The sequence below is a fragment of the Chiayiivirga flava genome, assembly GCF_014202825.1.
Taxonomy (GTDB): Bacteria; Pseudomonadota; Gammaproteobacteria; order Xanthomonadales; family Xanthomonadaceae; genus Chiayiivirga; species Chiayiivirga flava.
On record NZ_JACHHP010000001.1, the window covers coordinates 1,069,668 to 1,095,261 of the forward strand.

Sequence of the window (25,594 nt, forward strand, 5' to 3'; positions counted from 1 at the left end):
ATCACGTCCCCTGCCGAGATCCGCCATGCGCCGTTTTCCCGTTCGCCGCACCCTCGCCGCCGCACTCTTCCTGGGCATTGCGGGCATCGCCTCCGCCCAGAGCGGCCCCGCGCTGAAATCCGCCACCTGGTGGGATCCGGCCGAAGCCGGCTGGGGCCTGTTCACCATCGACCAGGGCAACGTGCTGGCGCCCGGCTGGTTCACCTACGACGCCGACGGCGAGCCGACGTGGTTCCTCGTGCCGGGCGCGCTGCCGCAGCCGGACGGGTCGTGGAAGGGCGACATCCTGCGCTTCACGGGCGTGCCGTTCGACCAGATCGCGGGCGCCGCGGCCGATCCGTCGACCAAGATCGGCGAGGCCACGCTGACCTTCGACGGCGACAAGAACCTCTCCTTCACCACCGCCATCGCCGGCACCACCAGCACGCGCAGCCTCACGCGCTTTCCATTCGGCGACAAGGACATCGTCTGTCGCGCGAGCACCGCCCCGCGCGCGTCGGCGAGCAATTATTCAGACCTGTGGTGGTCGCCGGCATCGAGTGGCTGGGGCGTGCACATCTCGCACGTGGGCGACAACGTGTTCGCCACCTGGTACACCTACGATGCGGACGGCGAGGCGATCTTCCTCGTCGGCGCGGCGTCGAAGCAGGCCGACGGCAGCTACAGCGGCCCGCTCGTGCGTCAGCGCGACGGCACGCCGTTCACCGACATCGACGGCACGCCGCCCTCGTCCGGCGCCGATGCCGTCGGCACGGTGACGCTGCGCTTCAGCGACGGGGAAAACGCGAGCTTCGGCTACACCATCGGCAACGTGACGCAGACCAAACCCATCACGCGCCTGCAGTTCGGCAACACTGCCAGCGTCTGCGCGGTGGAGCCGTACACCACCAGCAACCCGCCGCCGCAGGAACCGGGCGACGACGAGTGCTACCCGCCGCTCGCCGTGGGCGACCGCTACCGCGTGCGCGGCACCGACGGCAACGGCGGCAATGCCGGCGAAACCGATGCCGAAGTGGTCGGCACCGAAACCCGCAACGGCCGCCCGGTGTTCCGCGTGCGCTACACGCCGGTGGGACAGAACACCGAAGGCGAGGTGTTCGAGTTCATCGAGCAGACCGCCACCGAACGCATCCACTACGGCAGCGAAGGCTTCATTCCGGAAATCAACGCCGTCGGCACCACGCGCTTCGAGCCGCCCGTGCGCACGCCGCGCGCAACGCCGGTCGGCGCGCAGGGCCGGCTCGTGTACAAGGCGATCACCAACTACACCGCGATGGGCCAGGCCGTGACGAGCACGATCGATTTCGACGAAACCTGGAAGCGCGTCGGCACGCAGACGCAGTCGAGCCCGGCCGGCACCTTCACCGATGCGTGCAAGTTCGAGACGACGCTGCTGTCGAAGGTGTCGATCACCACCGCGGGCGTCACCACGCGCACCGACATCGCCAGCGACGTGGTGCAGTGGTCGCATCCGTCGATCGGCGCGCTGCGCAGCGAGACCGACAGCACCACCTCGATCACGCTGACCGGCGTGCCGTTCCCGATTCCGCCGACGGTGACCGACACGCGCACCATCGGCGAGATCGTCAGCGCATCGATCGGCGGGCGCACCTTCCCGTAACGCGCCAGCCGCGGCGGGCGGCGCGACGCCGCCCGCCACCGCTTACCCCAACCGGCGACGCCGCGGACAGGAAGAATCCGCGCGTCGCCGGTGCTTTTCGTGTCCGGCGCGCCCGATGCGGGCCGTCTGGCTCGCACCGGTCGCGGCAAAGGGTGAATAATCGGCGCATTCCCCGGACGCGCGCGCATGACCGACACCCTCGCCCAGCCCATGGTCGTCAACTGCGTGGCCTACAACGCCGACGGCACGCGCCGCTGCGACGTGGCGCTCGACGACATCAGCGACTTCCTCGCCGAACCCGAGGGTTTCGTCTGGATCGGCCTGCACGAGCCGGACACGGCGCTGATGGAAAAGCTGCAGGAGGAATTCGGCCTGCACGACCTGGCGATCGAGGATGCACTCAAGGCGCACCAGCGGCCGAAGATCGAGGTTTACGGCGACTCGCTGTTCATCGTGGTGCAGACCGCGCAGCTGGTGGACGGCGAGATCCGCTTCGGCGAGACCCACATCTTTCTCGGACCGCGGTACCTCGTGACGGTGCGCCACGGCGCGTCGCTCTCGTACGCGCCGGCGCGCGCGCGCTGCGAACGCGAGCCGGACTGCGTGACGGTGGGTCCGAGTTACGCGCTGTACGCGGTGCTCGATTTCATCGTCGACAACTTCCAGCCCATCGTGGCCTCGTTCCAGACCACGCTGCGGGAGCTCGAATCGGACATCTTCAAGGAGACCTTCGACCGCGCCACGATCCTGCGGCTGTACCGGCTCAAGCGCGAACTGACCACGCTGCGGCTTGCCGTGGCGCCGCTGCAGGACATCCTCGCCCAGCTCGTGCGGCTGTACCCGAACCTGATCCACAAGGAGACCCGCCTGTACCTGCGCGACGTGTCCGACCATGCGATCCGCGTCAACGAATCCACCGACACCATGCGCGAGATGCTCACCGCCGCGCTGTCGGTGAATCTTGCACTGGTGACCGTGGCGCAGGGCGAAGTGGTCAAACGGCTCGCCGGCTGGGCGGCATTGCTGGCCGCGCCGACGCTGGTGGCGAGCTGGTACGGAATGAATTTCGTGCACATGCCCGAACTCGACGATCGCTACGCGTATCCGATCGTCATCGCGGCCACCGTGGGCGTGGTGGCCGGGCTGTTCGTGGCACTGCGGCGCGCACGCTGGCTGTAGCTGGCGCCCCGGCAGCCGTCAGGCATAAGCTGCCCGCATGCCGATCGACCCGCACGCGTTCCAGACCGGCGGCGCGCTGCAGGGTGCGCTCGCCGCGTCGTTGCTGCGCCAGCGCGAGCGGGCCGCCGAACTCACGCCCGGCACGCGGGTGGGCGTGTACCGGGTCGAGCACGAACTCGGCCGCGGCGGCATGGCGATCGTCTATCTCGCCGCGCGCGACGATGGCGAGTACGAGCAGCAGATCGCGCTCAAGTGGATGCTGCAGGCGCAACCGGACGACGCCGGCGCGGCCCTGTTCCGGCACGAACGCCAGGTCCTCGCGGACCTGCGTCATCCGCACATCGCGCGCCTGCTCGACGGCGGCCGGACCGCCGACGGCCGGCCGTGGTTCGCGATGGAGTACATCGACGGCCAGCCGCTCGACCGCCACTGCGGCACGCACGCGCTGCCGCTGCGGCAGCGCCTGGCCCTGGTGCTGCAGGTCTGCGACGCGGTGGCGTTCGCGCATGCACGCGGAATGCTGCATCGGGACATCAAACCCTCGAACGTGCTGGTCGACGGCGAGGCCTGCGCCCGGCTGCTGGATTTCGGCATCGCGCAGATGCTCGGACAGGACGACGCGCCCGCGGCACGCGCCTACACGCCGGGATTCGCCAGTCCGGAACAGGTGCGCGGCGACATGCTCACGGTGGCATCGGACATCTTTCAGCTCGGTCGCCTGCTGGACGCGGTGCTCGACGCGGGCATGGACGCGTCCGCTGCCCCAGTGCGTTCCGCCGATCTTGCCGCGATCGTCGCACGCGCCACCGCGGACCGCGCCGACGCGCGCTACGCCACGGTCGAATCGTTCGCGGACGATCTGCGTGCGGTGCTCGAGCATCGTCCCGTCGCCGCACGCGGTCGCGGACGTGCCTACGTGCTGTCGCGCACCCTGCGCCGGCATCGGCTGGCGGCCGCGGTGGCAGGCATCGCGGGCGTGGTGCTGATTGCTGCGGTGGCCGTCTTCGTGTGGCAGTTGCGCATCCAGCGCGACACGGCCGCGTACCAGGCCCGGGTCGCGACGTCGGTGCTCGCCTTCCTGCGCGCCGACCTGCTGTCCGCCGCCGATCCCGCCGCGGCGCCCGGGCGCGAGCTGAGCGTGCGCGAAGCCCTCGACATCGCCTCGACCGCCGCGGCCGCACGCTTTGCCGGCCTGCCGGCCGAAGAAGGCGCGATCCGCACCACGCTCTCCGATCTCTACCAGCAGCTCGGTCGCTACGACGATGCCGAACGCGAGGCTGCGCGTGCGCTCGCGCTTGCGCGTGCGCCCGGTGCGCGCGACGAGCAGCTCGCCGCGGCGCGCTGGTCGATGGCGAGTCTGCGCAACGCGCGCGGCGACTACGCCGGGTCGCAGTCGCTGTATGCGCAGGTGCTCGCCACGCTCGCCGACACGCACGGCACGGCATCGCGCGAATGGATCGCGGCACGCGGCGAACAGGCCGCCGCGTTGCACATGGCCGGCGACTACCGGGCCGCGGCGGACATCCATCGTGCCCTGCTCGACCGGGCCCGGGCACTGTTCGGCGACAACGATCTGCTCGCGCTCGAGGCGGCCGCCGCCCTCGCCGACGACCACACCCTGCTCGGCGAGCACCGCGAGGCGCTTGCCCTGCTCGATCCGGTGTACGCGCAGCGCAGCGCACAGCTGGGGCCGCTGCATCCACGCACGCTCGACACCGCGCATCGCATCGGCACGCTGCAGCGCCATCTCGGCGACCCGCAGACCGCGCTCGGATGGATCGCGCGCGCCGTCGACGGCCGCGTCTCGACGCTCGGCGCCACGCACCCGGACACCCTGCTCAGCGTCAACGAGCAGGCCACGGTGCTGCAGGAACTGCGCCGCTTCGACGAGGCCGAGCCGCTGTTCCGCAAGGTGCTCGATGCGCGCGTCGAACTGCTGGGCGAACGGCATCCGCGCACGCGCAACTCGATGAGCAATCTCGGCCTGCTGTACTCGCTGTGGGACAAACCCGAGCTGGCCGCGCCGCTGTACGAGCGCACGCTCGCGCTCGATCTGGCCGAAGGCAGCGGCGACCATCCCGACACCCTGGCACTGATGCACAACATTGCCGGCCTGCAGCGCCGCCGCGGGCTGCTGGACGACGCCATCGCGATGCACGAGCGCGCCATCGCCAACGGCAGGCGCGTGCTCGGCAACGACGCATGGCAGGTGGCGATGTTCCTGACCGGCTACGCCATCACGCTGCAGGCGGCGCGGCGGCACGACGATGCGCTCGCGCGCATGGACGAGGCCATCGCGCTGTTCGATCGCAGCGTCGGCCCCGACCACGCGCGCGCGCAACGCGCGCGCGCGATTCGCGCGGAACTGGCCGCCGCGCCCGTTCCCTGAACGGATCCGAACATTTCCGGTGAGAGGATCGGGCCTGACGCGGCAGCACTGGGGCGTAAGCGGACTGGCGCAGGCACTGGCCACTCGGTAGCATCGTCCATCCCCCCGCATCATCGATGCCCCGGATGCCCGAGCTTTCCGTGTCTGCCCCTTCGCCGGTTGCCGACGAGCTGTTCGGCGCACTGGCGGAGCGTATCCGGAGCGGCGACCGACTCGCCGAAACGGAACTTGTCGCCGTATTGGGTCGAGGGGTACGCATCATGCTCGAACGCCGAATCGCAGATCAGGAGCTGGCGCGCGATATCTTCCAGGACACCTTCGCTGTGGTTCTGACGCGCCTGCGCAGCTCCCCGCTGGATGCGCCCGAGCGCCTGCCTGCGTTCGCGCACCAGACCGCGACCAATCTCGCGCTCGGCGCGTTCCGGCGCGACAGCCGCCGGCGCACGCATGCCGACAGCGATGCACTCGACAACGTCCCCGATCCGGCCGGCAACCCGTATCTCGCGCTGTCGCGCGACCAGCAGCGCAGAGCCATCCACCGCCTGATCGCCGAGATGACCGTGCCGCGCGACCGCCAGCTGCTGCTGCGCTACTACCTCGACGAGGTCGACAAGGCGTCGTTGTGCGCAGAACTCGACCTGAGCCCCGACCATTTCGATCGGGTCCTGCATCGCGCCCGCGGTCGCCTGCGCGAGTTGCTGCTTGCCAACGGCGAACGCAGCTGGAGTGCGGACGAATGAACGCCACCGCGTCGAACGACAACGATCTGATCCGCGCCTATCTCGACAACGCACTGGACGATGCGGCACTGACCGCCTTCGAGCTGCGCCTGCTGCAGGATCCTGCGCTGCAGGACCAGGTCGAGCTCGAGCAGGCGCTGCGCCACGGCCTGCGCGCGTACGGTCGCGACCTTCCGGTCACGACGCTCGCCCGCACCGCAAAAACACAACCGGGGGCGGCGCGCATCCCGTCGCGTCATCCGCTGCTCGCGCTGGCCGCGAGCTTCGTCGCCGGTGCGGTGATTCCTGCGCTGTTCGTGCTGAACATGCAGCATGGGACCGACCCTGGGTCCGAGTTCGCGCCGCGCGGAAACGTGCCGACCCTGCTGATCGATCCAGTCCGCAGCGCCAACGCCGATGTGGTGCTGGTGGTGGCGCCCAATTCGTCGCTGCTGCTGCTGCAGGTTCCGGTGTATCCGCAACATGCGAACGAGCGCTACTCGCTGCGCATCGAACGCGAGGATGGGGCTTCGGTGGCGGAGCTCGACGAGCTGGTGCCGGACGCGGACGATCTGATCAGTGCCTTGGTGCCTGCCTCCACCCTGCCGTCGGGGCGGTATCGGCTGGACCTGACCTCGCGCCACGACGGCACGGTGGGCGAGCAGCGGCGGATCGTGCTGCGGGTGACGGCGATGGGGTGAGGCGGCGGGTGTTTCGCTGTCTGTCATGTCGCGGGGGCGTCCGAGGTGGCGCCCTCATCCGCCTGCCGGCACCTTCTCCCGCAGGGAGAAGGAGGCAGTGTCGGAACGTGTCGGCACTGCCGCAGCATCCGCGTCGCGTTCCTTCTCCCTGCGGGAGAAGGGTGAGGCGGCTACCGCCGGCCGAACGCAGGCGGATGAGGGCGCCACGTGACAGTCCACGAAATCCGCTCACCGCGCGGATGAGCGGCAAAAACGCCGCTAGACGAGCTTCAGCTCGAACGCCTTCAACACCGCACGCGTCCTGTCGCGCACGCCGAGCTTGGACAGGATGTTGGACACGTGGTTCTTCACCGTGCCCTCCGCCACGCCCAGCGAATTGGCGATCTCCTTGTTCGAATACCCACCCGCCATCAGCCGCAGGATCTCGGTCTCGCGCTCGGTCAGCGGATCGGGCCGGTCCAGGCTGACGAATTCGTTCTGCATGTGCTCAAGGCCCGACAGCAGCCGCTGCGTCATCACCGGCTGCACCAGCGAGCCGCCGGACGCCACCGTCTCGATCGCCGTGACCAGCTGTTCGAGCGAGACGTCCTTGAGCAGATAGCCGCGCGCACCGGCCTTGATGCCGGCCAGCACCAGCTGATCGTCGTCGAACGTGGTGAGGATGATCGTGGGCGGCAGTTCGCCGCGTTCGGACAGGTACTGCAGCGTTTCCAGGCCGCTCATCACCGGCATGCGCATGTCCAGCAGGACCACGTCCGGCTTGACCTGCGGGATCACCTCCACCGCCTGCCTGCCGTCGCCGGCCTCGGCGATGACGCGGATGGTCTGCGACAGCTCCAGCAGCGAGCGCACGCCCTGGCGGACGAGAGTCTGATCGTCGACGAGACAGACACGGATCATGGGGGCTCTCTAGGCTCGGTTCAGGTCAAGGGGAAGCCACGCGTCGAGCGCGAAGCCGCGATCGGCGCCGGTGTCGACGTCGAGTTTGCCGCCGTACTGCGCCAGACGTTCGCGCATGCCGCGCAGGCCGTTGCCGGCCGAGAAGCCCGGCGCGCCGCGCCCGTTGTCGCGCGCGTGGATGGCGATGCCGTTGCGCTCGTGCACCAGCGTGAGCCACAGCTCGCTCGCGTTGGCATGGCGCACGGCGTTGGTGATGATCTCCTGCGCGCAACGCAGCAGCACCTGGGCGCGCGACGGATCGTCGAGCTTGAGCTCGGCCGGCAGGTCGAGATGGATCTGCAGCGACGGCACGCCGTCGATGAGCGCCTGGAGCGCCTCGGACAGGTCGATGCGGTCGTCGTCGCGCAGCTGGCTCACGGCCTCGCGCACGTCGGTCAGCAGCAGCTTGGCCAGCAGCTGGGCCTGCTTCACGTGCTCCTGCGCACGGCCCTGCGACAGATGCGTGGCCACTTCCAGATTCAGGCTCAGCGCGGTGAGGTGGTGGCCCAGCAGGTCGTGCAGCTCGCGCGAGATGCGGGTGCGTTCGGCCAGGCGGCTCGATTCGGCCAGCAGCGCGCGCGTGGCGCGCAGCTCGGAGTTGAGCCGGCGCTGTTCCTCGCGCGCCTCGGCCTGCTGGCGTGCGACCAGGCCGGTGACGAAACACACCGTGGCGTAGCCGATGCAGAACATCGCCTGCAGCCAGGCCTCGATCATGCTGAAGTTGCCGCGACCGAGGAACACCGGTACCAGCGCCACGTGCTGCAGGATCAGCCACGCCACGCCCACGCGCAGCGGCAGCAGCCACGGCAGCGTGCCGGCCACGACCAGCAGCAGACCCGCGCCGAGGCCCGAATCGCTGAAATGGCTGGTGGCGATGGCGCAGACGGTGATGATCAGCAGCAGCGCAAGATCCAGCGGCCCGTTGCGCTTGGGCCCGAGCCGCCGCGTGAGCACCCAGTAGCAGGCGCCGAAGGTGAAGTAGGCCGCACGCCACGCGAGCAAATCGAATCGACTCAGTCCTTCGCTGAAATACCAGGTGTTGAGCACCAGCGGGATGCCGAGGCAGGCCCAGGTGAACAGGCCGGCGTAACGCAGCATCTGGGAGTGGTTGAGGCGGGCGAGCATGGCGCCATCATAGGCCGCACGCGGGGGGTGGCAAGCCTGCCCCAAGTCACGTGCGCTCAGGGTGCGGCGTCGGGCGGGCGGTCGAGGTGGGTGCGCAGGAAGCCCGCGATGGCGCGCCAGGCGGCGACGCGAATCGCCGGGTCGTCGATGCCGTGGCCTTCGCCGTCGAGTTCGGCCATCACCGGCGGCCGCCCGGCAAGGGCAAGCAGGCGCTGCAGGCGGCGGCTCTGCTCCATGTCCACGCGCAGATCCTCCGTGCCGTGCACGAGCATCACGGGCAAGGTCAGCTGCGCGATGTTGTAGAGGGGTGAGTTGGCGATGATGGCATCGCGCTGCGTCGTCGGGTTGCCGATCATCGCTTCGAGCGTGGCGCGGCCTTCGGCGCTGCGCCCGGTATCGCTGGCGGTGAATTGCAGCATCAGATCGGATGGACCGGCGATCGACACCGCACAGCGAAAGCGTCCCGGCCAGCGCACGCCGGCCACGAGCGCGGAATAGCCGCCATAGCTGGTGCCGAGCACGCACATGCGTTGCGGGTCGACCGGATGCGCCTGCAGCGCGGCCTGCAGCGCGGCGTCGATGTCGTCCTCGATCAGGGTACCGAGCCCGCCGTGGCCGGCTTCGCGGAAGGCGCGACCGAAGCCGTACGATCCACGGAAATTGACCTGCAGCACGGCGTATCCGAGCGCGGCCAGCAGCTGGACTTCCGGATCGAACGCAATCACGTCGCGCACACCGATCGGGCCGCCGTGCGGCATCAGCACCAGCGGCACCTTGCGGTCCGCCGCGGCCGGCAGCGTGAGATACGCTTCGATGTCGAGCCCATCCTTGCTGCGCGTGCGCAGCAGGTGCGATGGCGCGAACCGTTGCCGCGCGAGCCAGGGTCGGCTGTCGTCGAGCAGCGTTGCGGTGCCGGCCGCAAGATCGAAACGGTAAACGCGGTCCGGCTGGTCGCTTCCGCCGACGCTCACCACAAACCGGTCACGCGTGGCATTGCGATCGATCATCCATACGCTGCGCCCCGGAAACGCCTGCTGCAGGCGCCGCCCGACGCTGGCATCCTCGCTGTCGAAATACTCCACCACGTACTGACCATGCTCGTGGTAGGCGGCACCGACCACGGCGCGCGCTTCATCGAGCACCGGCGCAACCACGTCGCGCCCTTCCCGACGGAACAGCGTCGCGACGGTCCTGCCGGTGACCACGTCCACCGTCACCAGTTCGTCCTGCGCCCGGTCCTCCCCGGTGATGCCGACGAGCTGCGCGCCATCGGCGGACAGGGCATGCGGAACGAAACCGTCGAGTTCGTGCAGCAGCGGACCGGCGGTGAGTTCGCCGTCGCGTCGGTGGTACAGGCGTAGACCCTCGTCGCCGCGGATCACGGCAACGCGCAGCTCGCCTGCGGCATCGGCGAACCACAGCACGTCGTCGCCGACGCCGCGGTCGAGCGCGCGTCTGGGCGAAAACGTTTCGCGGTCGAGCGCTGCCTGCGATGCGATATCGATGCGGTGCACATGCAGGCCGAGGTGACTCTCCGAACCGAACAGGATCGCATCCGGCGTGCCCGGCAATGCGTCGATCACGCGCCCGAGCCGCGGGATTTGAAGCCGCGCATAGGTGCGTGTGCCGTCGCCCTGGTCCCGCACCTGCAGGACAAACACGTTTCGTTCCGCGCCGTGGCCGATGCTGACCAGCAGGTTGCCATTGCCCGACCAGTCCAGCGCGACGATCGGACGCGGCGATTCGAGAACGCGCTCCGGTGCAGGCCGTGTGGCCGACGACGCAACGGCGCTGCCCGCATCCGCGCGCAGATCGAACATGTCGACGGCCCAGGTGCCGTCTTCTTCCAGGACCACTTCGGCGAGCAGATCGCCGCGCGGATTCATGTCCAGCAGCCGGACGCGCGCCGGTTGCCATAGACGCGTGATCGCGATCGGCAATTCGCCCGGATCCGGCAGCGGGAGCACGGCACGCGGGTCCGCTGCCGGCGGAGCAGCCGCGATCGCGGCGCGATAGGCAGCCGGAAAGGGATCGCCGTAGTGCCCGGTGTAGACGAAAGGCACCGCGGCAGACAACGCCGGGTGGTGCGCATCGAGCCAATCCATCGCCTGCAGCCCGCGGTTGGCGACGTGCATCACGGCGTGAAACCAGCCGCGCGGACGTACGACAAGATCGCCCGGGTAGTTGATCACCCCGGGCCTGACGTCGAATGCGAATTCCTCGTCGTCCCCGAGCCTGTAGCGCAACCCGAACAGGCGAACGCGATCCCAGCGATAGCGTCCGGCAGGCAACGCATACAGCTGCATGCTGCGCCCGTTCTGCGAATCGCGAAGCTTGCCGGCGTTGAGCGCAAAACCCTCGCGCTTGATCCGGACCTCCTGCACCGGGGTGCTGCTGTCCACGGCGATCGCCAGCAAGGCCTCGCCGTCCTTCAGGCGTGGCGCCTCGCCCGGGTCGACTTCGCGGATCACGGCGAGTGCGTGCACCGGCGCGGCGTGCAGCGCCAGGACGCAGCAGGCGAGCGCCAGCGCGCAGCTCGCGCGCCAGACCCGCGGAAGTCGGAGAGAGGTTGGCAGCATGTGGCAGATTCGTGCGGATGTTGGAGCGATTGTGCCGCAATCGCGCAGCCACGGCGTCCGCGCGGCGCGCAGCGATCAATGCGCGGGAGCCCGCCTCGCCAGATGCATGCGCAGGAACCCGGCAATGGCCGACCACAGGCGCTCGCGCGCAGCGGCGTCGAGCGCGCCGTGGCCGGCGCCGTCGAGCGTGAGCAGCACCGGCGGATGTCCGGCCAGCGCCAGCATGCGTGCCAGGCGGCGGGTGTGTTCGTAGTCCACGCGGCGGTCCTCGGTGCCGTGCACCAGCATCACCGGCACGGTAAGTTCGGCGTAGCGGTACAGCGGCGAATAGCGCTGCATCGTTTCGCCATCGGTGGCGGGATTGCCGATCGCCGTTTCCAGCAGCGCGCGACCCTGCACGTTGCGGCCGGTGTCGCTCGCGGTGAAGAACAGCAGGGTGTCGCTGATTCCGGCGATGGAAATGGCGCAGCGGAACCGTTCCGGCCAGCGCACCGCGGACACCAGCGCGCTGTAGCCGCCGTAGCTGGCGCCGATGGTGCACATGCGCCCGCCGTCGAGCGGATGCTGCGCCAGCGCGGTCTCGATGGCGGCGTCGATGTCGTCCTCGATGAGGCTGCCGTAACTGCGCTTGCCCGCGGCGCGGAAGGCGCGCCCGAAACCGGCCGAGCCGCGGAAGTTCACCTGCAGCACGGCATAGCCGAGCGAGGCGAGGAACTGCACCTCGGGATCGAACACGCGCGCGTCGCGCACGCCGATCGGGCCGCCGTGCGGAAACACCACCAGCGGCAGCCGGCCGTCGACCCCGCGCGGCACGGTGAGGTACGACTCGATCGCAAGTCCATCGCGGCTCGTGCTGCGCAGCACGTGCGTCGGCGCAAAGCGGTATTGCGCGAGCCACGGGCGGCTATCGTCGAGCAGCGAGGCCTCGCCGGCTTCCAGATCGAGGTGGTAGAGGCGACCGGGCTGATCGCTGCCGCTCACGCCGAGGATGAGGTTGCGGTGTGCGCCATCGCGGTCCAGCACCCAGACCGTGCGATCGGGAAACGCCGCGCGCAGCCGGCGCTGTATGCGCTCTTCGTCGGCATCGAAGAACGTGCTGACGAGCTGGCCATCCTCGAAGTACGAGGCGCCGATGAGCTTGCGCGACGGATCGAACAGCGGCGCCACGATGTCGCTGCCGGGGCGGGAGAACAGGGTCTGCACGATGCGGCCGGCCGCCAGATCGAACGCCACCAGCTCGGCCTGCTCGCGCCCGGCATCGGTGATGCCGTAGAGCGTGTTGCCGTCGGCCGAGAGCCCGTGCGGCTGGAAGCCGGGCACGTCCGCCATGCGCAGTACCGCGTGGAAGTCGCCGTCGCGGCCGTGGTACAGGGTGGGGCCGGCCGCGTCGCGCGCCAGCGCGGCGCGCAGCGCGCCGTTGCCGTCGACGAACCAGACCTCGTCGTTGGCCACGCCGCGGTTGCGTGCGTCGGCGACACGGAAGCGCTGCGCATCGATGCTCGCCTGCGTGCTCACGTCCAGCACATGCACCAGCAGGCGCGTGTGCGACCGGCTCGCGAACAGGATCCGGTCCGGTTGCGGCAGCACGTCCACCACGTGGCCGCGACGCGGCACGCGCAGGCGGTCGTAGCGCCGCGTGCCGTCCGCGCGGTCGGCGATGCGCACCACGCTCACCTCGTTCGACACGCCATCGCCGACGCTCAGCACGAGGCCACGATCGCTGGTCCATGCCATGTCCGCGATCGGCTCGGGCGACGACAGCAGGCGCTGCGAGGTGCCGGCACGCAGATCGAACAGGTCCAGGCTCCAGGCGCCGGGCTCGCGCACGATCTGCGCCATCAGGTCGCCGCCGGCATTGATGCGCACGTCGACGAAGCGGCTCGGGCGCCAGAGATCGGCGATCGGCAGCGGCAGCGGGCCGCCGGACGCGGGCGGCGGCAGGGTCCGATCGCCTGCGTGGGGGTGCGCGCGCGCGGCGCTGCGGTAGAAGGCGGGGAACGGATCCGGATCGTGGCCGGCGTAGGCGAACTCGAACCGCTGCGCCAGCGCCGGGTGCTCCGCGTCGAGCCAGTCCATCGCCGGCAAGCCGCGGTTGGACACGTCGAACGCGACGCGCACCCACCCGTGCGGCCGCACGATGAGATCGCCCGGGTAGTTGATGCGGCCGGCCTTCACGTCGAACGCGAGAGCGGCCTCGTCCGCAAGGGTGTGGGTCTGATCGTCGACGCGCACCCACTCCCAGCGGTACCGACCGGCCGGCACGATGTAGAGCTGCCGCGTGTGTCCGACGCCGACGCGCCGCAGCGTGCCGATCTCCCCGGGCACGTCGACCCGCGCGAACCGCAGCCCGTCCAGCGGCACCGGCGTGTCGACGGCGACCGCGAGCAGGCCTTCGTCCGCTGCCGGCGCCGCCTCCTGCCCCGGGCCGATCGGCCGGATCGCGCCGATCGCGCAGGCGGCGTGCAGCAGCACGAGCGCCAGCGCGCTGCGCGCGGCGGCACCGCAGAAACGACGTCGATGGCTTTCCCGCATGCGGACCGCCGGAGGACGCGAACAGTCTGCGATTGTGGCGCAAAGCACCGCGCCGATGGCAGCCGGACGGGCGGCCGGGCGGCGGCATGCGATACTTCCCCGTTCACCCGCGCACCGCCATGCAGTTCGATTCCCTCGCCTTCGTGCTGTTCTTCGTCCTCGTGCTGGCCGGCGCGGCGCTGCTGCGCGGCTGGAACGCGCGCAAGAACCTGCTGCTGGTCGCGAGCTACCTGTTCTACGCGGCATGGAACCCGGCGTTCGTGCTGCTGCTGGCGGGCAGCAGCACGTTCGACTGGTGGCTGGCGCGCCGCATCGGCGCCTGCGACGCGACGCGCGCGCGCAAGCGCTGGCTGCTGCTGAGCCTGTCGACCAACCTCGGCGTGCTGGCGCTGTTCAAGTACGGCGGCTTCCTGCAGCACAACATCGCCGCGGCGTTCGGCGGCCTGGGCCTCGCGGTCGATGCGCCGGACTGGAGCCTGGTGCTGCCGGTGGGCATTTCGTTCTACACGTTCCAGTCGCTGTCCTACACCATCGATGTCTACCGGCGGCAGGTGGAACCGACGCGTTCGCTGCGCGATTTCTGCCTGTTCGTGGCGTTTTTCCCGCAGCTGGTCGCGGGCCCGATCGTGCGCTATGCCGATTTCGAGCGGCAGCTGCAGGTGCCGCGTGCGCCGGCGTGGGCAGGCATCGCGCCCGGGCTCGCGCTGCTGGTGTGGGGGCTGTTCGAGAAGATCGTGCTGGCGGACGGTCTGTTCGCGCCGGTGGCGGACGCCGCGTTCGGCGCCGCGGCGCCGCGCGACGCCGGCACGGCGTGGGCCGGCATCCTCGCGTTTTCCGGGCAGATCTTCTGCGATTTCGCCGGCTACTCGTGCTGTGCGATCGGCGCAGCGCGGTGCCTTGGCTTTCATCTGCCGGTGAATTTCCGCCAGCCCTACGCCGCGCTCGGCTTCAGCGATTTCTGGCGGCGCTGGCACATCAGCCTGTCGACCTGGCTGCGCGACTATCTCTACGTGGCGCTCGGCGGCAATCGCGGCGGTCGCTGGCGCACGTATCGCAACCTGCTGCTGACGATGCTGCTCGGCGGGCTGTGGCACGGCGCCGGCTGGCAGTACGTCGCCTGGGGCGGATTGCACGGTCTGTATCTTGCGCTGGAGCGTGCCGCGCGAGACCGCTTCGGGTTCGAGCCGACCGCGCTGCGTGTCCTGCGCGTACCGTACCTGCTGCTGACGCTGGTGGTGGTGGTGCTGACGTGGATTCCGTTCCGCGCGCCGGATCTCGGATACGCGCTGGACTACGCCGGCGCGCTGTTCGGTGGCGGCGCGGCGGCGCTGTCGGTGGATCAGCAGTTCGCGATCACCGGATTCGCGGCGCTGGTCGCGACCCACTGCCTGTCGCGCAACCGCGGCATCGAGGACACCGTGGCGCGCCTGCCGGCACCGGCGCTGGCCGCCGCGCTGGCGCTGCTGCTGGTGGCCATCGTGCTGTCGCCGGGCGAGACCCATGCCTTCATCTACTTCCAGTTCTGACGCCATGACGCAGGCCCACGACATGCCCTTCGATGCGCGCCGCTGGGCGCGGGCCTGGCTCGGCGCGCTCGTGCTGGCCGCCGCCGTGCTGCTGGCATGGGAATGGCGCGCACGCGCCGGGGGCGTCGCGCCGGAGGTGATCGATTCGCAACAGCTGTGGGCGCTGCAGCGCGATCGCGCCGACGGCCTGCCACCGCCGCGCACGACGGTGTTCCTCGGCGCGTCGCGCACCGTGTACGGCATCGATCCGAAGGTGTGGCGCGAGCGGCTGCCCGCACACAAGCCGGTGATGCTCGCGATCAACGGGCACTATCCGGCCGCGACGCTGCGCGATCTTGCCGACGACGAACACTTCCACGGCCTGGCCATCGTCGACATCGACAGCTACGGACTGCTGCCCGCGCACTGGGACATGCAGCAACCGTGGATCGACTACCGCCACACGCGCTGGAACGCGAACTGGTGGATCCACCGCGTGCTGCTCACGCAATGGCAACGCACGAGCGTGCTGGCCAATCCGGCGACCGGCCTGTGGGCGACGGCCCGGCGATGGCGCACCGGCGCGCCCTTGGGGTTGCCGTACAGCCGCACGTTTTCCAATCGCGCCGGCGAGATGCGCTTCGAGCGCGTGGACACGGCCGGGCTCGCCGCGCATTTCGATGCCGAGGTCGATCCGAAGATCGCACGCTTCCCGGCGCCCGCACCGCAGCGGTTTCTCGCCGATCTGGCGCCGATGGAAGACTGGGTGGCGCGTATCCGTGCGCGCGGCGGCGAGGTGATCTTCATCACCATGCCGGTGAAGGGCCGCCTTCCGGAAATGGAAACGCGCTACATGCCGCGCGCGGCGTATTGGGATGCCTTCGCGCGCCGCCCCGGCATCCGTGCCCTGCACTACGCCGACGTTCCTGCGCTGCGCGCGCTCGACCTGCCCGACCACTCGCACGTGCGCGCCGAGGATCGACGCACGTTGACGCTGGCGCTGATCGATGCGCTGCAGGCGCGCGGCTGGTTGCCGGACGCCGCGCCGCGCTGACCGCGCGCCGCTCAGCCGTCGGACATCGTCGGCGGCTCGCTCATCTCGGCCGCCAGTTCGCGGCGCAGCTTGGAGATTTCCTCGCTCATGATGCGCGCCGCCCACAGGCTTTCCTCATCGCCGGCCGCCAGGCCATCGACGCGCACGGCATCCATTTCCTCGATCAGCTGCAGTTTGGCGAGACGGCTGTTGGGAATCATCGGTCGTGTCCGGAGAGGCTGTGCGAGGAGTGTGCCGGTGCATCGCCCGCCGCCCCATCGGAACTCGAACCGAACGCGCCTAGGAAATTTCCTAGGCGCGTCCTGCGCGACGGCGATCTGCGACACTGGCACGGCACGCCTCGTCCGAAACGATGCAATCCGCGCCAGTCCCTGCCCACCGGAGCCTTGACCGATGCCGATCCGATTCCTCGCCCCGACCCTGCTGCTGGCGGCCACGTCCGCCGCCGCGCACGCCGCCGTGATCCACGACATTCCGACCTTGCTGAAACTGCGTGAAGGCCTCGTCGTCGACGTTCGCCAGCACGAACGCGAAGTGATCCGCGGCACCCTCGTGCGCGTGGGCAGCGACCACTTCTGCGTGCAGTTCGGCGAACGCGACACCCTCGCGGCACGCTGCTACCCGTACACCGCAATCTCGATGATCGCGCCGTCGGATCCGAAGAACCCGTACTACGTCATCGAGACGCGCTGAGCGCCCCGCCGCGGCACGCGCGCGGTCCCGCCGGCGGGGCAATCGCGGACGGCCTGCCGTACGGCCCGCCGGCGCGACGGAAATGTGCACCGGATCGCATCACCGTTGATCGCATGCGGTATGCTGAACATTCGTCGACCGCGTCCGGACCCGCAATGCCGACCCATCTGCGCTGTCTCGCGGACCTCTCCAGCTCTACCGCCCTGTTGCCTCGCCACTGGCTGCGCGACGGCTGGTCCGGCACCGATACCCTGCCCGCGCATCCCGGACCGCACCGCCTGCGCCTGCGCCACCGCAGCGGCGGTTTCCCTCCCGTCGAACTGTGCGCCGACTGGGACGGTCGCCGGTTCGTCGACCTGCGCCCGGACCCCTACACCGCGGTCCCGGGCTTCGTCGAACCCATGTTCCGCGCCCTGCTCGAACGCTTCGACACCAACGCCGACCAGTGGGACATCACCGCCTGGATCCGCGACCGGCTCACCACCGAACAGCGCGCGGTCGGCGCGAGCACGACGGCGACGCCGCCGCCGGGCTGACCGGACGCGAACCGCCCGACCGCCGGTCCGGACCGAACGCGCATCAGCACGCGGCTGCGGGGCCGCGTTCGAGATCGTGCGGGGTCGGGAGGCATCGGCCGGTGGCCGGACACAAAAAAAGCCCGGTTGCCCGAGCGTTCGATGTCCGCCACTGCGATGTGGAACGTGCCAACCGGATCGATGCGTGCGACGCATGCGGGATCCGATTGGTGGGCGGTACAGGGATCGAACCTGTGACCCCTACCATGTCAAGGTAGTGCTCTACCGCTGAGCTAACCGCCCGAAGACCCTGCGCGGATGGATCGGGCGCGAGGGCCGCGCACTATAGCATCGAGGTGCGGACGCCTCAAGGGCGCCACGGCATCGGGGTGCGGGCGCTCGATCGCGAGGATTCCTCCACCGCCGCGACGTCACTCCTGCGAACGTTTCACCGGCGCCTTGCCGGCGTTGGCGAGGTCCGCGATGCGCCACAGGTAGAGGCTCGCGCAGGTGCGGTACGGGCCCCAGCGTTCGCCGCGGGCGGCCAGCAGTTTCGGCGCGGGCATGTCGGTCGCGCCGTCGATGCGCTGCGCGCCCTTGCGGATGCCCAAGTCGTCGATCGGCAACACGTCGGCACGGCCGAGGCGGAACATCAGCATCATTTCCACCGTCCAGCGGCCGATGCCGCGCACCGGCACGAGTGCGGCGATGATGTCGTCGTCGGTGAGGCCGGCCATCTCGCGCGAGGTCGGAATCTCGCCACGCGCCGAGCGCGCCGAGAGGTCGCGCAGCGCGAGCAGCTTGTTGCCGGACACCCCGCAGGCGCGCAGCGTGGCGTCGTCGACGCGACCGAGCGTGTCGGCATGCAACTTCGTCGAGCCGATCGCGGCTTCGACGCGACCGACGATGGTGGACGCGGCCTTGCCGCTCAGCTGCTGGAACAGGATGGCACGCGCGAGTGCGTCGACGGTATCGAACGGCTTGCGCCAGCGCGGGTCGGGGATCACCGGTTCGACGCGTGCGATCCACTTCGCGAGGCGTTTGTCGGCGCGTGCGAGGTGAGCGTGGGCGGCGTCGACATCGAAGCCGCGGGGATGACGGACGGCGGGCATGGGGTGGTCTTGGTTGCGTGGATGCGGAGTCTGGGTGTCGCTCGACCGTGTCGATGGACGGCGTGCTGCGGGCGCGGTGTCGAACGTGGCGCTTTCTTCTCCGGGGGAGACGGTGGTAGCCGCGGATGGTCGGGTATTGGTGGTGGTACCCGGAGGTTCGACGGGAACGCTCCGAAAACGGCTTCGACAGGTGCCTTGACTACCTGATGGGTGGCGCCCTCATCCGCCTGCCGGCACCTTCTCCCGATGGGAGAAGGATGGCGAGCTGCAAACCGAGGTCAACTTCATCCGTGCGCGGGAACGTGCGCGCTGCGGCCTGATTGATCTCGCGCGAGGCTGTGGCCGGGAGCGTGTCCCGGCCGATTGCGTGTCGGGCTTGCGACCCGACACGCGTGGCAGCCGGTCAGTCCGGCGTGAAGTCGATCTTCGCGACCGTGGCGGCTTCCGACACGGCCGGGTCGATCACGAGCGGCTTGTAGGCATTGACCAGCCAGCGCGGAAGCTGGCTGATGTAGCCGGGGCCGCCGATCTTGCCGTCCTGGCCGCCCGGGGCGATCTGCAGCAGCGTGGGGGTGTCGGTCATTTCGCCGATGAAGCGACGCACCGGACCGCTGCCGAACATGAAGCCGTTGAGCGTGTTGGCACGCGCGTTGTGGCCCGAGGCGTCGACCACGTCGAAGCCGCCCTGGCGCGCGAGGCCCGGAAGATCGGCCGCCACGTTGGTCAGCGGATACGGATTCTCGCCCGGGATGCTCAGCTGCGCGCCGAGCGGGTGGTCGAACACGATGCGGTGCAGCTTGCCCCAGCGATAGTCGTCCATGTCGGTGGAGTTCGCGAACGCCGGCGCGAATTCGTCGCTGGCGAGCAGGTCCAGGCCTTGGCGCAGGCTCGCAAGCAGGATGCAGTCGCGGCGCACGGCCGGGTCTGCGTCGGCGAGTTCGGCCGGCACGTTGGCGAAGAAATCCAGGCCCGAGGCGCCGACGCCCTGCCCCGTGTCGAAGGTATCGAGCAGGTGCTTGAGTGCGCCGTAGGCTTCGTTGCCGCCGGGCTGGTAGTCGCCCAGGCCCACTGCCGCCATCGTCGGATCGATCGTGTTGCGGATCGCGGCGCTGCGGAAGAAGGCCCAGATCGTGGCGGCCACCGAGTTGGCGATTTCGGTGTTGCTCGGCGGCGCCATCGCGGCCGGGTTGTCGCCGGCGTCGAAACCCTGCTGGATGCCGGTCGGCGAGGTGTAGTTCCACGCCGCCAGGCGGTCGAGCGCCTCGCCGATGCGCGCGTCGTCGGCCACGCCGCAGGTGCCGGCGTTGACTTCCGCCGCCAGCAGATGCGGCAGCACGAGTTCGGCATCGAGCATGGCATTGTTGGCCTGCAGCTTCTGCATGTCGGCCACGGTGATGTCGCCACGCGCGATCAGTGCCTGCAGTTCGCGATCGATGCGGCCCATGCGGTAGGCCGAATGGCCCGGCGCGTAGTACAGCAGGCCGCCACCGTCGCGCAGCTGGTTGAGCGGATTGTTGTCGAGGGTGGTGCCGACCGGATCGTTGTTGGCGTTGGCGATGTAGCCCTGCGCCGGGTTGATCGTGTACGGCATCTCCTCGGGCGAGAGGATTTCGTACTTCGAGGCCTGGCCCGGGTAGTGGTTCACCGCCGGCAGCCATTCGTTGCCGCCGGTGCCGCTGCGGATGAGGAACGGCGGCGCACCGGTGACGGTGTTGTTCTGCAGGTCTTCGCGGATCGGCATTTCGGCGCTGACGAAGTAGGCGAAATTGCCCTGCTTGTCGACGTAGGCGAAGTTCTGCGAGCCGACGTCGAAGCGCGTGACCGCGCTGCGGAATTCCTCGAGGTTGGTGGCGCGGTTCACCTGGCGGAAGGCTTCGAGTTCGAACGATGGGCTCCAGCCGGTGTACTGCACCGACAGGCCCGTGTTGCCGTCGATGTCGAGCACCGGGCCGTTGTTGCGGCGCGGGATCACGATGGTGACGCCGCCGTTGGTGTAGCCGATGTTGTTGTTGCGCACGACGTTGTCGGCCACGCCGTCGCCGGTCTGGTTGACGAAGTAGCTCTGGAACACCCACAGCACCGGCTCGCGCACGCCGTTGTGGATGGTGTGCGTGGGCAGGCCGTAGGTGTTGAGCACGAACTGTTCGAAGTAGGTGTCGGTCACGTCGAGCGAGTTGGTGGTCAGGCCCCAGCAGAAATCGCTGTTGCAGCCCAGGATCGGCCACGGCGTGCCGGGCGCGATCGAGCCGACGGTGTTCAGCGGCTGGTCGTAGCGCGGGTCGTTGGAGATGACATGGCCTTCCTGGAACAGCATCGGCGTGTCGAGCGAGAGGTGCGGGTCGTTGGCCAGAATCGGGCGGCCGGACGCGGTGTGCTCGCCGCCGACCATCCACCAGTTGGAGCCGGCGCGACCTTCGCGGCGCTTGAGCTGCGGCGCGATCACCGGATGCGAGGCGATGCGGTCGCGGTAGCGCTGCGCGAGGCCCAGCGCGGCGGGATCGACCTGCGCGGCGGGTGCGGCGGGCACGGTCTTCGACGCGGCCGAGGCATCGAACCAGTCGGGGATCGAGATGCGGTCATCGGGCGGCGCGCTGCGGTGCGTGTCTTCGAGAAACAGCGCGGCACCGTTGAAGCCGCCGGCGGCGCCGGCCTGCTGGTAGGCACCGAACTTCAGCGTGTAGTCGATCTCCAGATCGAACGAGAGCTGGAACGCGAGCAGCTTGCCGATCGACACCGAATCGACCGGCGACCACGGATCGGCCGAGGTCAGCTCGAGCGCCTGGTGTTCGAGCGGCACCGGGTTGGTGGCGAGCCAGGCGTTGACGCCGTCGGCGTAGGACTTGAGCTGCGCGCGCAGTTCGTCCGGGTACTTGACCCACGTGTCCCACGCTGCGCGGCGCAGCCCCAGCGTGCGGATTTCGACGTCCTGCGACAGGCCCGGCGTGCCGACGAGTTCGGCGAGCGTGCCGCTCGCGCTGCGGCGCAGGAGGTCCATCTGGAAGAAGCGGTCGCGCGCATGCGCGTAACCCATGAGCCAGGCGGCATCTTCGTCGCTCGAGGCGGTGACGGTGGGCACGCCTTCGGCGTCGTAGGCGATGGTGCCTTCGGCCTTGAGACCGGGGCCGACGATCGCGGACGCGGGTGCGGCGGCACCGAGCGTGAGCGCACAGCCGAGCGACAACGCCAGCGCGGTGCGCGCCGGAACACGAGCGAAACGGATCTTCATCGAATGGTCCTCCCCGGGATGCGTTTTCGATTATGCGTACGCCGGCGTAGGGAAAAAAAGCCCTGTTCGTGCACGCGCTCCCGTGCATGCGTGCCGCAGCGCAACAATATGCGCGTGCTATCGACGCAGGCTTGCGATGGCCTGCAGCACCCAACCGAGCATCAGCAGCACGCCGCCGACCGGCGCGAGCGTGGTCGACGTGTTCCAGAGGGCGGCGCCGACCAGGCTTCCGCAGAACAGCAGCGTCCCGACAACCCAGGCGAAGATCGGGGCAATCTCGAATCGACGACGTTGACGCGGCGCAAAAATACACAGCGCCAGAGCGTGCAACGCAAGCTGGAAAACGGCGACCTCCAGGCGGCCTTTCGCGACGGTTTGGAGGGGTGCGTGCGCAGCGTAGGCGGCAAGCGCGACGGCGACGGCGCAGCCGAGCGCGCCGAAGGCGGCGGCGATGCGCTGCGTGATGGTGGTGGTGGGCATGCCGCCAGTGTACGGCGCACCGCGTGCCCGAGTGCGGCGAGGGGCGCCTTTCCGCATGGAAAGGCGCCGCGTGGCGGCGGCAGGCGGCGGTCGAATCGACCGCGCCCTGTCGATCTCATGCCTTCGGCTTCAGATAGTCTTCGAGCGTCTTGTTGAGGTTCGACGCCTTGTAGGACGGCAGCGTGTAGGTCCATTGCGCGAACTTCGCCTGCATCGCCTCGACCCCGTCGCGGATCGCGGCAAGACGCTGTTCGCGGTCGGCCGCGGGATCGACCGCGGGCGCGGCGGGCGTCGAGGCGGGAGCGGGGGCATCGGCGGCCGCCGCATCGCCGGTCTCGTCCGGCGCCGTGGCCGCGGCATCGGACGACGCGGCACCCTGCGCTGCGGCGGCGGCGCTTGCCGCCTCCCTGGCGGCGCGCGCCTGCGCCTGTTCGACGAACGCCGCCGCCTTGTCCTCGTCCAGCGTCGCGGCGAGCCGCGCCAGCGTCTTGTCGCCGGCTTTCCACGAGGTGATCGTCAGCGTGGTGCCATCGTCGATCACGAACGTGCTCGTCGTCACCTTCGTCTCGCCCGGATCGGCCTGCGCAGCGGGCGCGACGTCGTCCAGCCGCAGGCCCGACAGCAGGCCCGCGGCGGCATCGGCGGCGAACTCGCTTTCCGGTTCGCGTCCCTTCGGCACGGTGCGCAGCACGAAGTCCGCGGCGCCGTCGTCCGGCGCCTGCACGATCTCGATCGCGGCGCCCTCGGGATGCCTGATCGACACCGATTCCACCCGGCTGGGCGCAATGTCCACGATCTCCGGCTGCAGCCATTTCGCCGGCGCGCGCTCCACCGCAAGGTTCGTGTCGATCTGCCAGCTCTGCGCCTGGCCGGCCTCGCGCACGAAGGTGCCGGCGCCGCGCTGCACGTTCTCGCCGACGATCAGCCGGGCCGGCTGCGCGAGGCCGTCGATCTCGATCTGCGTGCCGGTGGCATCGCCCTGCGCCACGTCGGCCACACCAAGACGCGCGTAGAGCTCGGGGTTCGAGGTCTTGGCCTCGATGCGTCTGGCCTGCGCGAGCGACAGCAGGAAATCGCGCACCTTGGCGGTGTCGACCGCGTAGCCGCCCTTCTCCTTCAACGTCCAGCCCGCATCGCCGCGTTCGATCGTCGCGACCGTGTTGTTGCCGGGCGCGACGATGCGCAGCGCGCTCACGTCGTTGATCGCCTCCTGCAGTCCGGGCACCAGCGGTTGCGCCGCGGGCACGTCGGTGTCCGGCTTGCGCGTCTGCGTGGACCACAGCGCGGCCGCGGCACCGAGCGCGGCAACCACCGCCAGGACGACGAGCTTGTGCCTGGTCATCGCACTGCCTCCTTGCGCCGGCGCGCACGCGCGAAGACCCAGGCCAGCGCGACCACGGTCAGCACGATCGGCATGCCGGCGATGTTGATGAACTTGAGCTTGGCGCCGAGCGTCTGGATGTCTTCGTCGAGCTGGCGACGCACTTGGCGCAGTTCCTTGCGGATGCGCAGCTTCTCGTCCTGGAAACGCTGCAGCTCGGCCTGCTGTTCGGGATTGAGCAGCAGCGCGCCGTTGCCGGTGTCGCCGCGGTTCTGCTGCAGGTCGGTGAGCTTGCGCTCGGTCTCCGACAGCTGCGCCTGCAGCTCGCGCTCCTTGTCGCGGAAGCGCGCGTCGGCGGCCTTCTTGAGATCGTCGACGGTGTCGAAGGCGTAGGTCGACACGCCGCGCGTGCGCACCGCGATGAGATCGGTGCTGCCGATGAGGTTGTCGACGGCGTTGATCGCGAAATCGCCGTTGCTGGCGAACGCATTGAGCACGCGTTGGCCGAAGAACTGCTGCACCTGCACCCAGAGTCGGTCGCTGAGCATGTCGGTGTCGGCCACGAGGATGACGTTGGCCGTGTCCGTGCTTTCGGCCAGGTGTCCGTCGCCGCTGCGGTCCGGGAACGCGGTCTTGAGCTTGCCCGACAGCCGCGCCGCGAGTGCGTAGCGTTCGCCGGTGGGAGTGAAGTCGCTGAACAGCGATTCGGGATCAGGCAGCATGCGCACGCGCTCGCTCGCGACCGTGGACGCGTTGCCGGAGCTCTGCGCCAGCGGTTCGAGCGTGGCCGTGGCGCCGTCCGCGAGGTCGAAGTAACCGGCGGTGGAGACGTTAACCGTAGCCAGCTGCGCCGAGACCACGTCGTCGGGGTTGAGGTCGTCCTTGCCCAGGCCCAGCACCGCGAGGTGTCGCACCGGCGGCGCGTCGGCGCGGGCCTGCAGTTCGAGCGCGCGCTGCGCGTCGAGCACCACCTTGGCCGGGTCGTACAACACGCCCCACGCGGCGAACAGCTTCGGCAGGTCGGAGGCCTTGTCCTCGAACATCGCCTGGGTCGGGTCCATGCCCTGCGCCGGCTGCTCGGCTTCCGCGTTCGGGTCGACGAACGCGAGCAGGCGGCCGCCGCGCAGCACGAACTGGTCGATGGCATACAGCGTGTCGTCGGAGAGATTCTTCGGGTGCACGACGACCAGTGCCTGCATCTCGGGCGGGATCGTCGTGGCGGTGGTTTCGACGCGCTTGACCTGGAACAGGTTGCGGAGCTCGCCGTCGATCACCCAGCCCGGGATCGGGCGTCCGGCCTGCGGATCGAAACTGCCGCCGATCGGCAGACCGCTCATCAGACCCACGACCGGACGCTCGGCTTCGTCCAGGCTGGAGATGAGCTTGGCGATGTCGTATTCGAGGAAGGCTTCCTTGTCCGGCTGGAAGAACGGGATGGTCGCTTCGCCGTCGGTGGAGTTGGTGCCGGCGAGGCCGAAGAACAGCGTATCGCCGCCGTTGCCGAGCGGCACCGCCTGCAGGCCGAAACCGGTGGCGCGGTCTTCCTCCTCCGAAAACGGCTGCGGGTCGATGACCGTGAGCTCCACCTTGCCGCCGGACTTGGCCGCGATCTCCTCCAGCAGTTCCTGCACGCGCGTGGCATACGTGCGCAGCTGCGGGATGTCGCGTGCGGCGGTGTCGGAGTAGTAGAAATGCAGCTTCACCGGTTCCTTGAGCTTGCGCAGGATGGCTTCGGTGCCGTCGGTGAGGGTGTAGAGGCCCTTGCTGGTCAGATCCAGCCGCGCGCCGCGCAGCAGCGTGCCGCTGAGCACCACGAGCGCGACGAACAGCACCGCGAGGATCAGCAGCGTGGTGCCGGTGACGGTGCGTCGAGTCGATGTGTTGGACATGGGTCGTCGCCTCCT

19 protein-coding genes and 1 tRNA gene are annotated in these 25,594 nt (G+C 69.6%); 9 read left to right on the forward strand and 11 right to left on the reverse strand.

The features are described 5' to 3' along the window. Positions 1–25: 25 nt before the first annotated feature. From HNQ52_RS04500 to HNQ52_RS04520, 5 genes are all read left to right on the forward strand, one after another. Positions 26–1,621 carry a hypothetical protein gene (locus HNQ52_RS04500; RefSeq protein WP_183959890.1) on the forward strand — a complete coding sequence of 532 codons (1,596 nt, stop codon included), beginning with the start codon at positions 26–28 and terminating at the stop codon, positions 1,619–1,621. 186 nt (positions 1,622–1,807) lie between these two features. Next, complete coding sequence (locus HNQ52_RS04505) at positions 1,808–2,800, forward strand: magnesium and cobalt transport protein CorA (RefSeq protein ID WP_246387491.1); 993 nt, start codon at positions 1,808–1,810, stop codon at positions 2,798–2,800. A gap of 37 nt (positions 2,801–2,837) precedes the next feature. After that, positions 2,838–5,189, forward strand: a complete 2,352-nt coding sequence (locus tag HNQ52_RS04510; protein ID WP_183959891.1) for a serine/threonine-protein kinase — start codon at positions 2,838–2,840, stop codon at positions 5,187–5,189. A 125-nt stretch (positions 5,190–5,314) separates the two neighbouring features. Next, positions 5,315–5,929 (forward strand): RNA polymerase sigma factor, encoded by a 615-nt coding sequence (locus HNQ52_RS04515; protein ID WP_281377938.1) that lies wholly within the window; start codon positions 5,315–5,317, stop codon positions 5,927–5,929. Then, positions 5,926–6,609 carry an anti-sigma factor gene (locus HNQ52_RS04520; RefSeq protein WP_183959893.1) on the forward strand — a complete coding sequence of 228 codons (684 nt, stop codon included), beginning with the start codon at positions 5,926–5,928 and terminating at the stop codon, positions 6,607–6,609. Before HNQ52_RS04515 ends, HNQ52_RS04520 begins: the two co-directional genes overlap by 4 nt. A gap of 258 nt (positions 6,610–6,867) precedes the next feature. Here HNQ52_RS04520 and HNQ52_RS04525 read toward each other — a convergent pair whose 3' ends face one another. The 4 genes from HNQ52_RS04525 to HNQ52_RS04540 all read right to left on the reverse strand — a co-directional run bounded on the left by HNQ52_RS04525 (position 6,868) and on the right by HNQ52_RS04540 (position 13,784). Continuing rightward, a complete protein-coding gene (locus HNQ52_RS04525) occupies positions 6,868–7,509 on the reverse strand; it encodes a response regulator (protein ID WP_183959894.1) in 642 nt (213 codons plus the stop codon). A 9-nt stretch (positions 7,510–7,518) separates the two neighbouring features. Next, a complete protein-coding gene (locus HNQ52_RS04530; RefSeq protein WP_183959895.1) occupies positions 7,519–8,673 on the reverse strand; it encodes a sensor histidine kinase in 1,155 nt (384 codons plus the stop codon). A gap of 56 nt (positions 8,674–8,729) precedes the next feature. Further along, on the reverse strand, positions 8,730–11,252 hold the full coding sequence (locus HNQ52_RS04535; RefSeq protein WP_183959896.1) for an alpha/beta hydrolase family protein: 2,523 nt from the start codon (positions 11,250–11,252) through the stop codon (positions 8,730–8,732). A gap of 75 nt (positions 11,253–11,327) precedes the next feature. Beyond that, on the reverse strand, positions 11,328–13,784 hold the full coding sequence (locus HNQ52_RS04540; RefSeq protein WP_183959897.1) for a S9 family peptidase: 2,457 nt from the start codon (positions 13,782–13,784) through the stop codon (positions 11,328–11,330). A 119-nt stretch (positions 13,785–13,903) separates the two neighbouring features. Here HNQ52_RS04540 and HNQ52_RS04545 point away from each other — a divergent pair, with 119 nt between their 5' ends. Both HNQ52_RS04545 and HNQ52_RS04550 read left to right on the forward strand, forming a co-directional pair. Further along, the gene (locus tag HNQ52_RS04545; protein WP_183959898.1) at positions 13,904–15,310 is read left to right on the forward strand and encodes an MBOAT family O-acyltransferase; all 1,407 of its coding nucleotides are present in this window, start codon (positions 13,904–13,906) and stop codon (positions 15,308–15,310) included. 4 nt (positions 15,311–15,314) lie between these two features. Then, positions 15,315–16,343: a hypothetical protein gene (locus tag HNQ52_RS04550; RefSeq protein WP_183959899.1), complete on the forward strand. Its 1,029-nt coding sequence runs from the start codon at positions 15,315–15,317 to the stop codon at positions 16,341–16,343. Positions 16,344–16,354: 11 nt separating this feature from the next. Here the strand turns inward: HNQ52_RS04550 and HNQ52_RS04555 are convergent, their stop codons facing one another. Then, complete coding sequence (locus tag HNQ52_RS04555; protein WP_183959900.1) at positions 16,355–16,543, reverse strand: hypothetical protein; 189 nt, start codon at positions 16,541–16,543, stop codon at positions 16,355–16,357. A gap of 193 nt (positions 16,544–16,736) precedes the next feature. Here HNQ52_RS04555 and HNQ52_RS04560 point away from each other — a divergent pair, with 193 nt between their 5' ends. Together HNQ52_RS04560 and HNQ52_RS04565 are read left to right on the forward strand one after the other, a co-directional pair. Continuing rightward, positions 16,737–17,036 carry a hypothetical protein gene (locus HNQ52_RS04560; protein WP_183959901.1) on the forward strand — a complete coding sequence of 100 codons (300 nt, stop codon included), beginning with the start codon at positions 16,737–16,739 and terminating at the stop codon, positions 17,034–17,036. Positions 17,037–17,191: 155 nt separating this feature from the next. Next, positions 17,192–17,572, forward strand: a complete 381-nt coding sequence (locus HNQ52_RS04565) for a hypothetical protein (RefSeq protein WP_183959902.1) — start codon at positions 17,192–17,194, stop codon at positions 17,570–17,572. A gap of 207 nt (positions 17,573–17,779) precedes the next feature. On the opposite strand, the gene HNQ52_RS04570 is transcribed toward HNQ52_RS04565, so the two are convergent. The 6 genes from HNQ52_RS04570 to HNQ52_RS04595 form a co-directional block, all read right to left on the reverse strand. Further along, positions 17,780–17,854, reverse strand: a tRNA-Val gene (locus HNQ52_RS04570). Positions 17,855–17,982: 128 nt separating this feature from the next. Further along, positions 17,983–18,663 carry a DNA-3-methyladenine glycosylase family protein gene (locus tag HNQ52_RS04575; RefSeq protein ID WP_183959903.1) on the reverse strand — a complete coding sequence of 227 codons (681 nt, stop codon included), beginning with the start codon at positions 18,661–18,663 and terminating at the stop codon, positions 17,983–17,985. A gap of 403 nt (positions 18,664–19,066) precedes the next feature. Further along, positions 19,067–21,889: a penicillin acylase family protein gene (locus HNQ52_RS04580; protein WP_183959904.1), complete on the reverse strand. Its 2,823-nt coding sequence runs from the start codon at positions 21,887–21,889 to the stop codon at positions 19,067–19,069. A gap of 117 nt (positions 21,890–22,006) precedes the next feature. Continuing rightward, a complete protein-coding gene (locus HNQ52_RS04585) occupies positions 22,007–22,369 on the reverse strand; it encodes a DUF423 domain-containing protein (RefSeq protein WP_183959905.1) in 363 nt (120 codons plus the stop codon). A gap of 115 nt (positions 22,370–22,484) precedes the next feature. Beyond that, positions 22,485–23,711: a DUF4340 domain-containing protein gene (locus HNQ52_RS04590; RefSeq protein ID WP_183959906.1), complete on the reverse strand. Its 1,227-nt coding sequence runs from the start codon at positions 23,709–23,711 to the stop codon at positions 22,485–22,487. Continuing rightward, positions 23,708–25,579, reverse strand: a complete 1,872-nt coding sequence (locus HNQ52_RS04595; protein ID WP_183959907.1) for a Gldg family protein — start codon at positions 25,577–25,579, stop codon at positions 23,708–23,710. Before HNQ52_RS04595 ends, HNQ52_RS04590 begins: the two co-directional genes overlap by 4 nt. Positions 25,580–25,594: the final 15 nt, after the last annotated feature.

What these genes read in the sequence shown, in the direction of transcription:
- HNQ52_RS04510 (WP_183959891.1), top strand. Translation starts at nt 2,838, where the DNA reads ATGCCGATCGACCCGCACGCGTTCCAGACCGGCGGCGCGCTGCAGGGT.
- HNQ52_RS04540 (WP_183959897.1), bottom strand. Translation starts at nt 13,784, where the DNA reads ATGCGGGAAAGCCATCGACGTCGTTTCTGCGGTGCCGCCGCGCGCAGC.
- HNQ52_RS04595 (WP_183959907.1), bottom strand. Translation starts at nt 25,579, where the DNA reads ATGTCCAACACATCGACTCGACGCACCGTCACCGGCACCACGCTGCTG.
- HNQ52_RS04535 (WP_183959896.1), bottom strand. Translation starts at nt 11,252, where the DNA reads ATGCTGCCAACCTCTCTCCGACTTCCGCGGGTCTGGCGCGCGAGCTGC.
- HNQ52_RS04515 (WP_281377938.1), top strand. Translation starts at nt 5,315, where the DNA reads ATGCCCGAGCTTTCCGTGTCTGCCCCTTCGCCGGTTGCCGACGAGCTG.
- HNQ52_RS04590 (WP_183959906.1), bottom strand. Translation starts at nt 23,711, where the DNA reads ATGACCAGGCACAAGCTCGTCGTCCTGGCGGTGGTTGCCGCGCTCGGT.
- HNQ52_RS04585 (WP_183959905.1), bottom strand. Translation starts at nt 22,369, where the DNA reads ATGCCCACCACCACCATCACGCAGCGCATCGCCGCCGCCTTCGGCGCG.
- HNQ52_RS04565 (WP_183959902.1), top strand. Translation starts at nt 17,192, where the DNA reads ATGCCGACCCATCTGCGCTGTCTCGCGGACCTCTCCAGCTCTACCGCC.
- HNQ52_RS04525 (WP_183959894.1), bottom strand. Translation starts at nt 7,509, where the DNA reads ATGATCCGTGTCTGTCTCGTCGACGATCAGACTCTCGTCCGCCAGGGC.
- HNQ52_RS04505 (WP_246387491.1), top strand. Translation starts at nt 1,808, where the DNA reads ATGACCGACACCCTCGCCCAGCCCATGGTCGTCAACTGCGTGGCCTAC.
- HNQ52_RS04555 (WP_183959900.1), bottom strand. Translation starts at nt 16,543, where the DNA reads ATGATTCCCAACAGCCGTCTCGCCAAACTGCAGCTGATCGAGGAAATG.
- HNQ52_RS04580 (WP_183959904.1), bottom strand. Translation starts at nt 21,889, where the DNA reads ATGAAGATCCGTTTCGCTCGTGTTCCGGCGCGCACCGCGCTGGCGTTG.
- HNQ52_RS04575 (WP_183959903.1), bottom strand. Translation starts at nt 18,663, where the DNA reads ATGCCCGCCGTCCGTCATCCCCGCGGCTTCGATGTCGACGCCGCCCAC.
- HNQ52_RS04500 (WP_183959890.1), top strand. Translation starts at nt 26, where the DNA reads ATGCGCCGTTTTCCCGTTCGCCGCACCCTCGCCGCCGCACTCTTCCTG.
- HNQ52_RS04545 (WP_183959898.1), top strand. Translation starts at nt 13,904, where the DNA reads ATGCAGTTCGATTCCCTCGCCTTCGTGCTGTTCTTCGTCCTCGTGCTG.
- HNQ52_RS04560 (WP_183959901.1), top strand. Translation starts at nt 16,737, where the DNA reads ATGCCGATCCGATTCCTCGCCCCGACCCTGCTGCTGGCGGCCACGTCC.
- HNQ52_RS04520 (WP_183959893.1), top strand. Translation starts at nt 5,926, where the DNA reads ATGAACGCCACCGCGTCGAACGACAACGATCTGATCCGCGCCTATCTC.
- HNQ52_RS04550 (WP_183959899.1), top strand. Translation starts at nt 15,315, where the DNA reads ATGACGCAGGCCCACGACATGCCCTTCGATGCGCGCCGCTGGGCGCGG.
- HNQ52_RS04530 (WP_183959895.1), bottom strand. Translation starts at nt 8,673, where the DNA reads ATGCTCGCCCGCCTCAACCACTCCCAGATGCTGCGTTACGCCGGCCTG.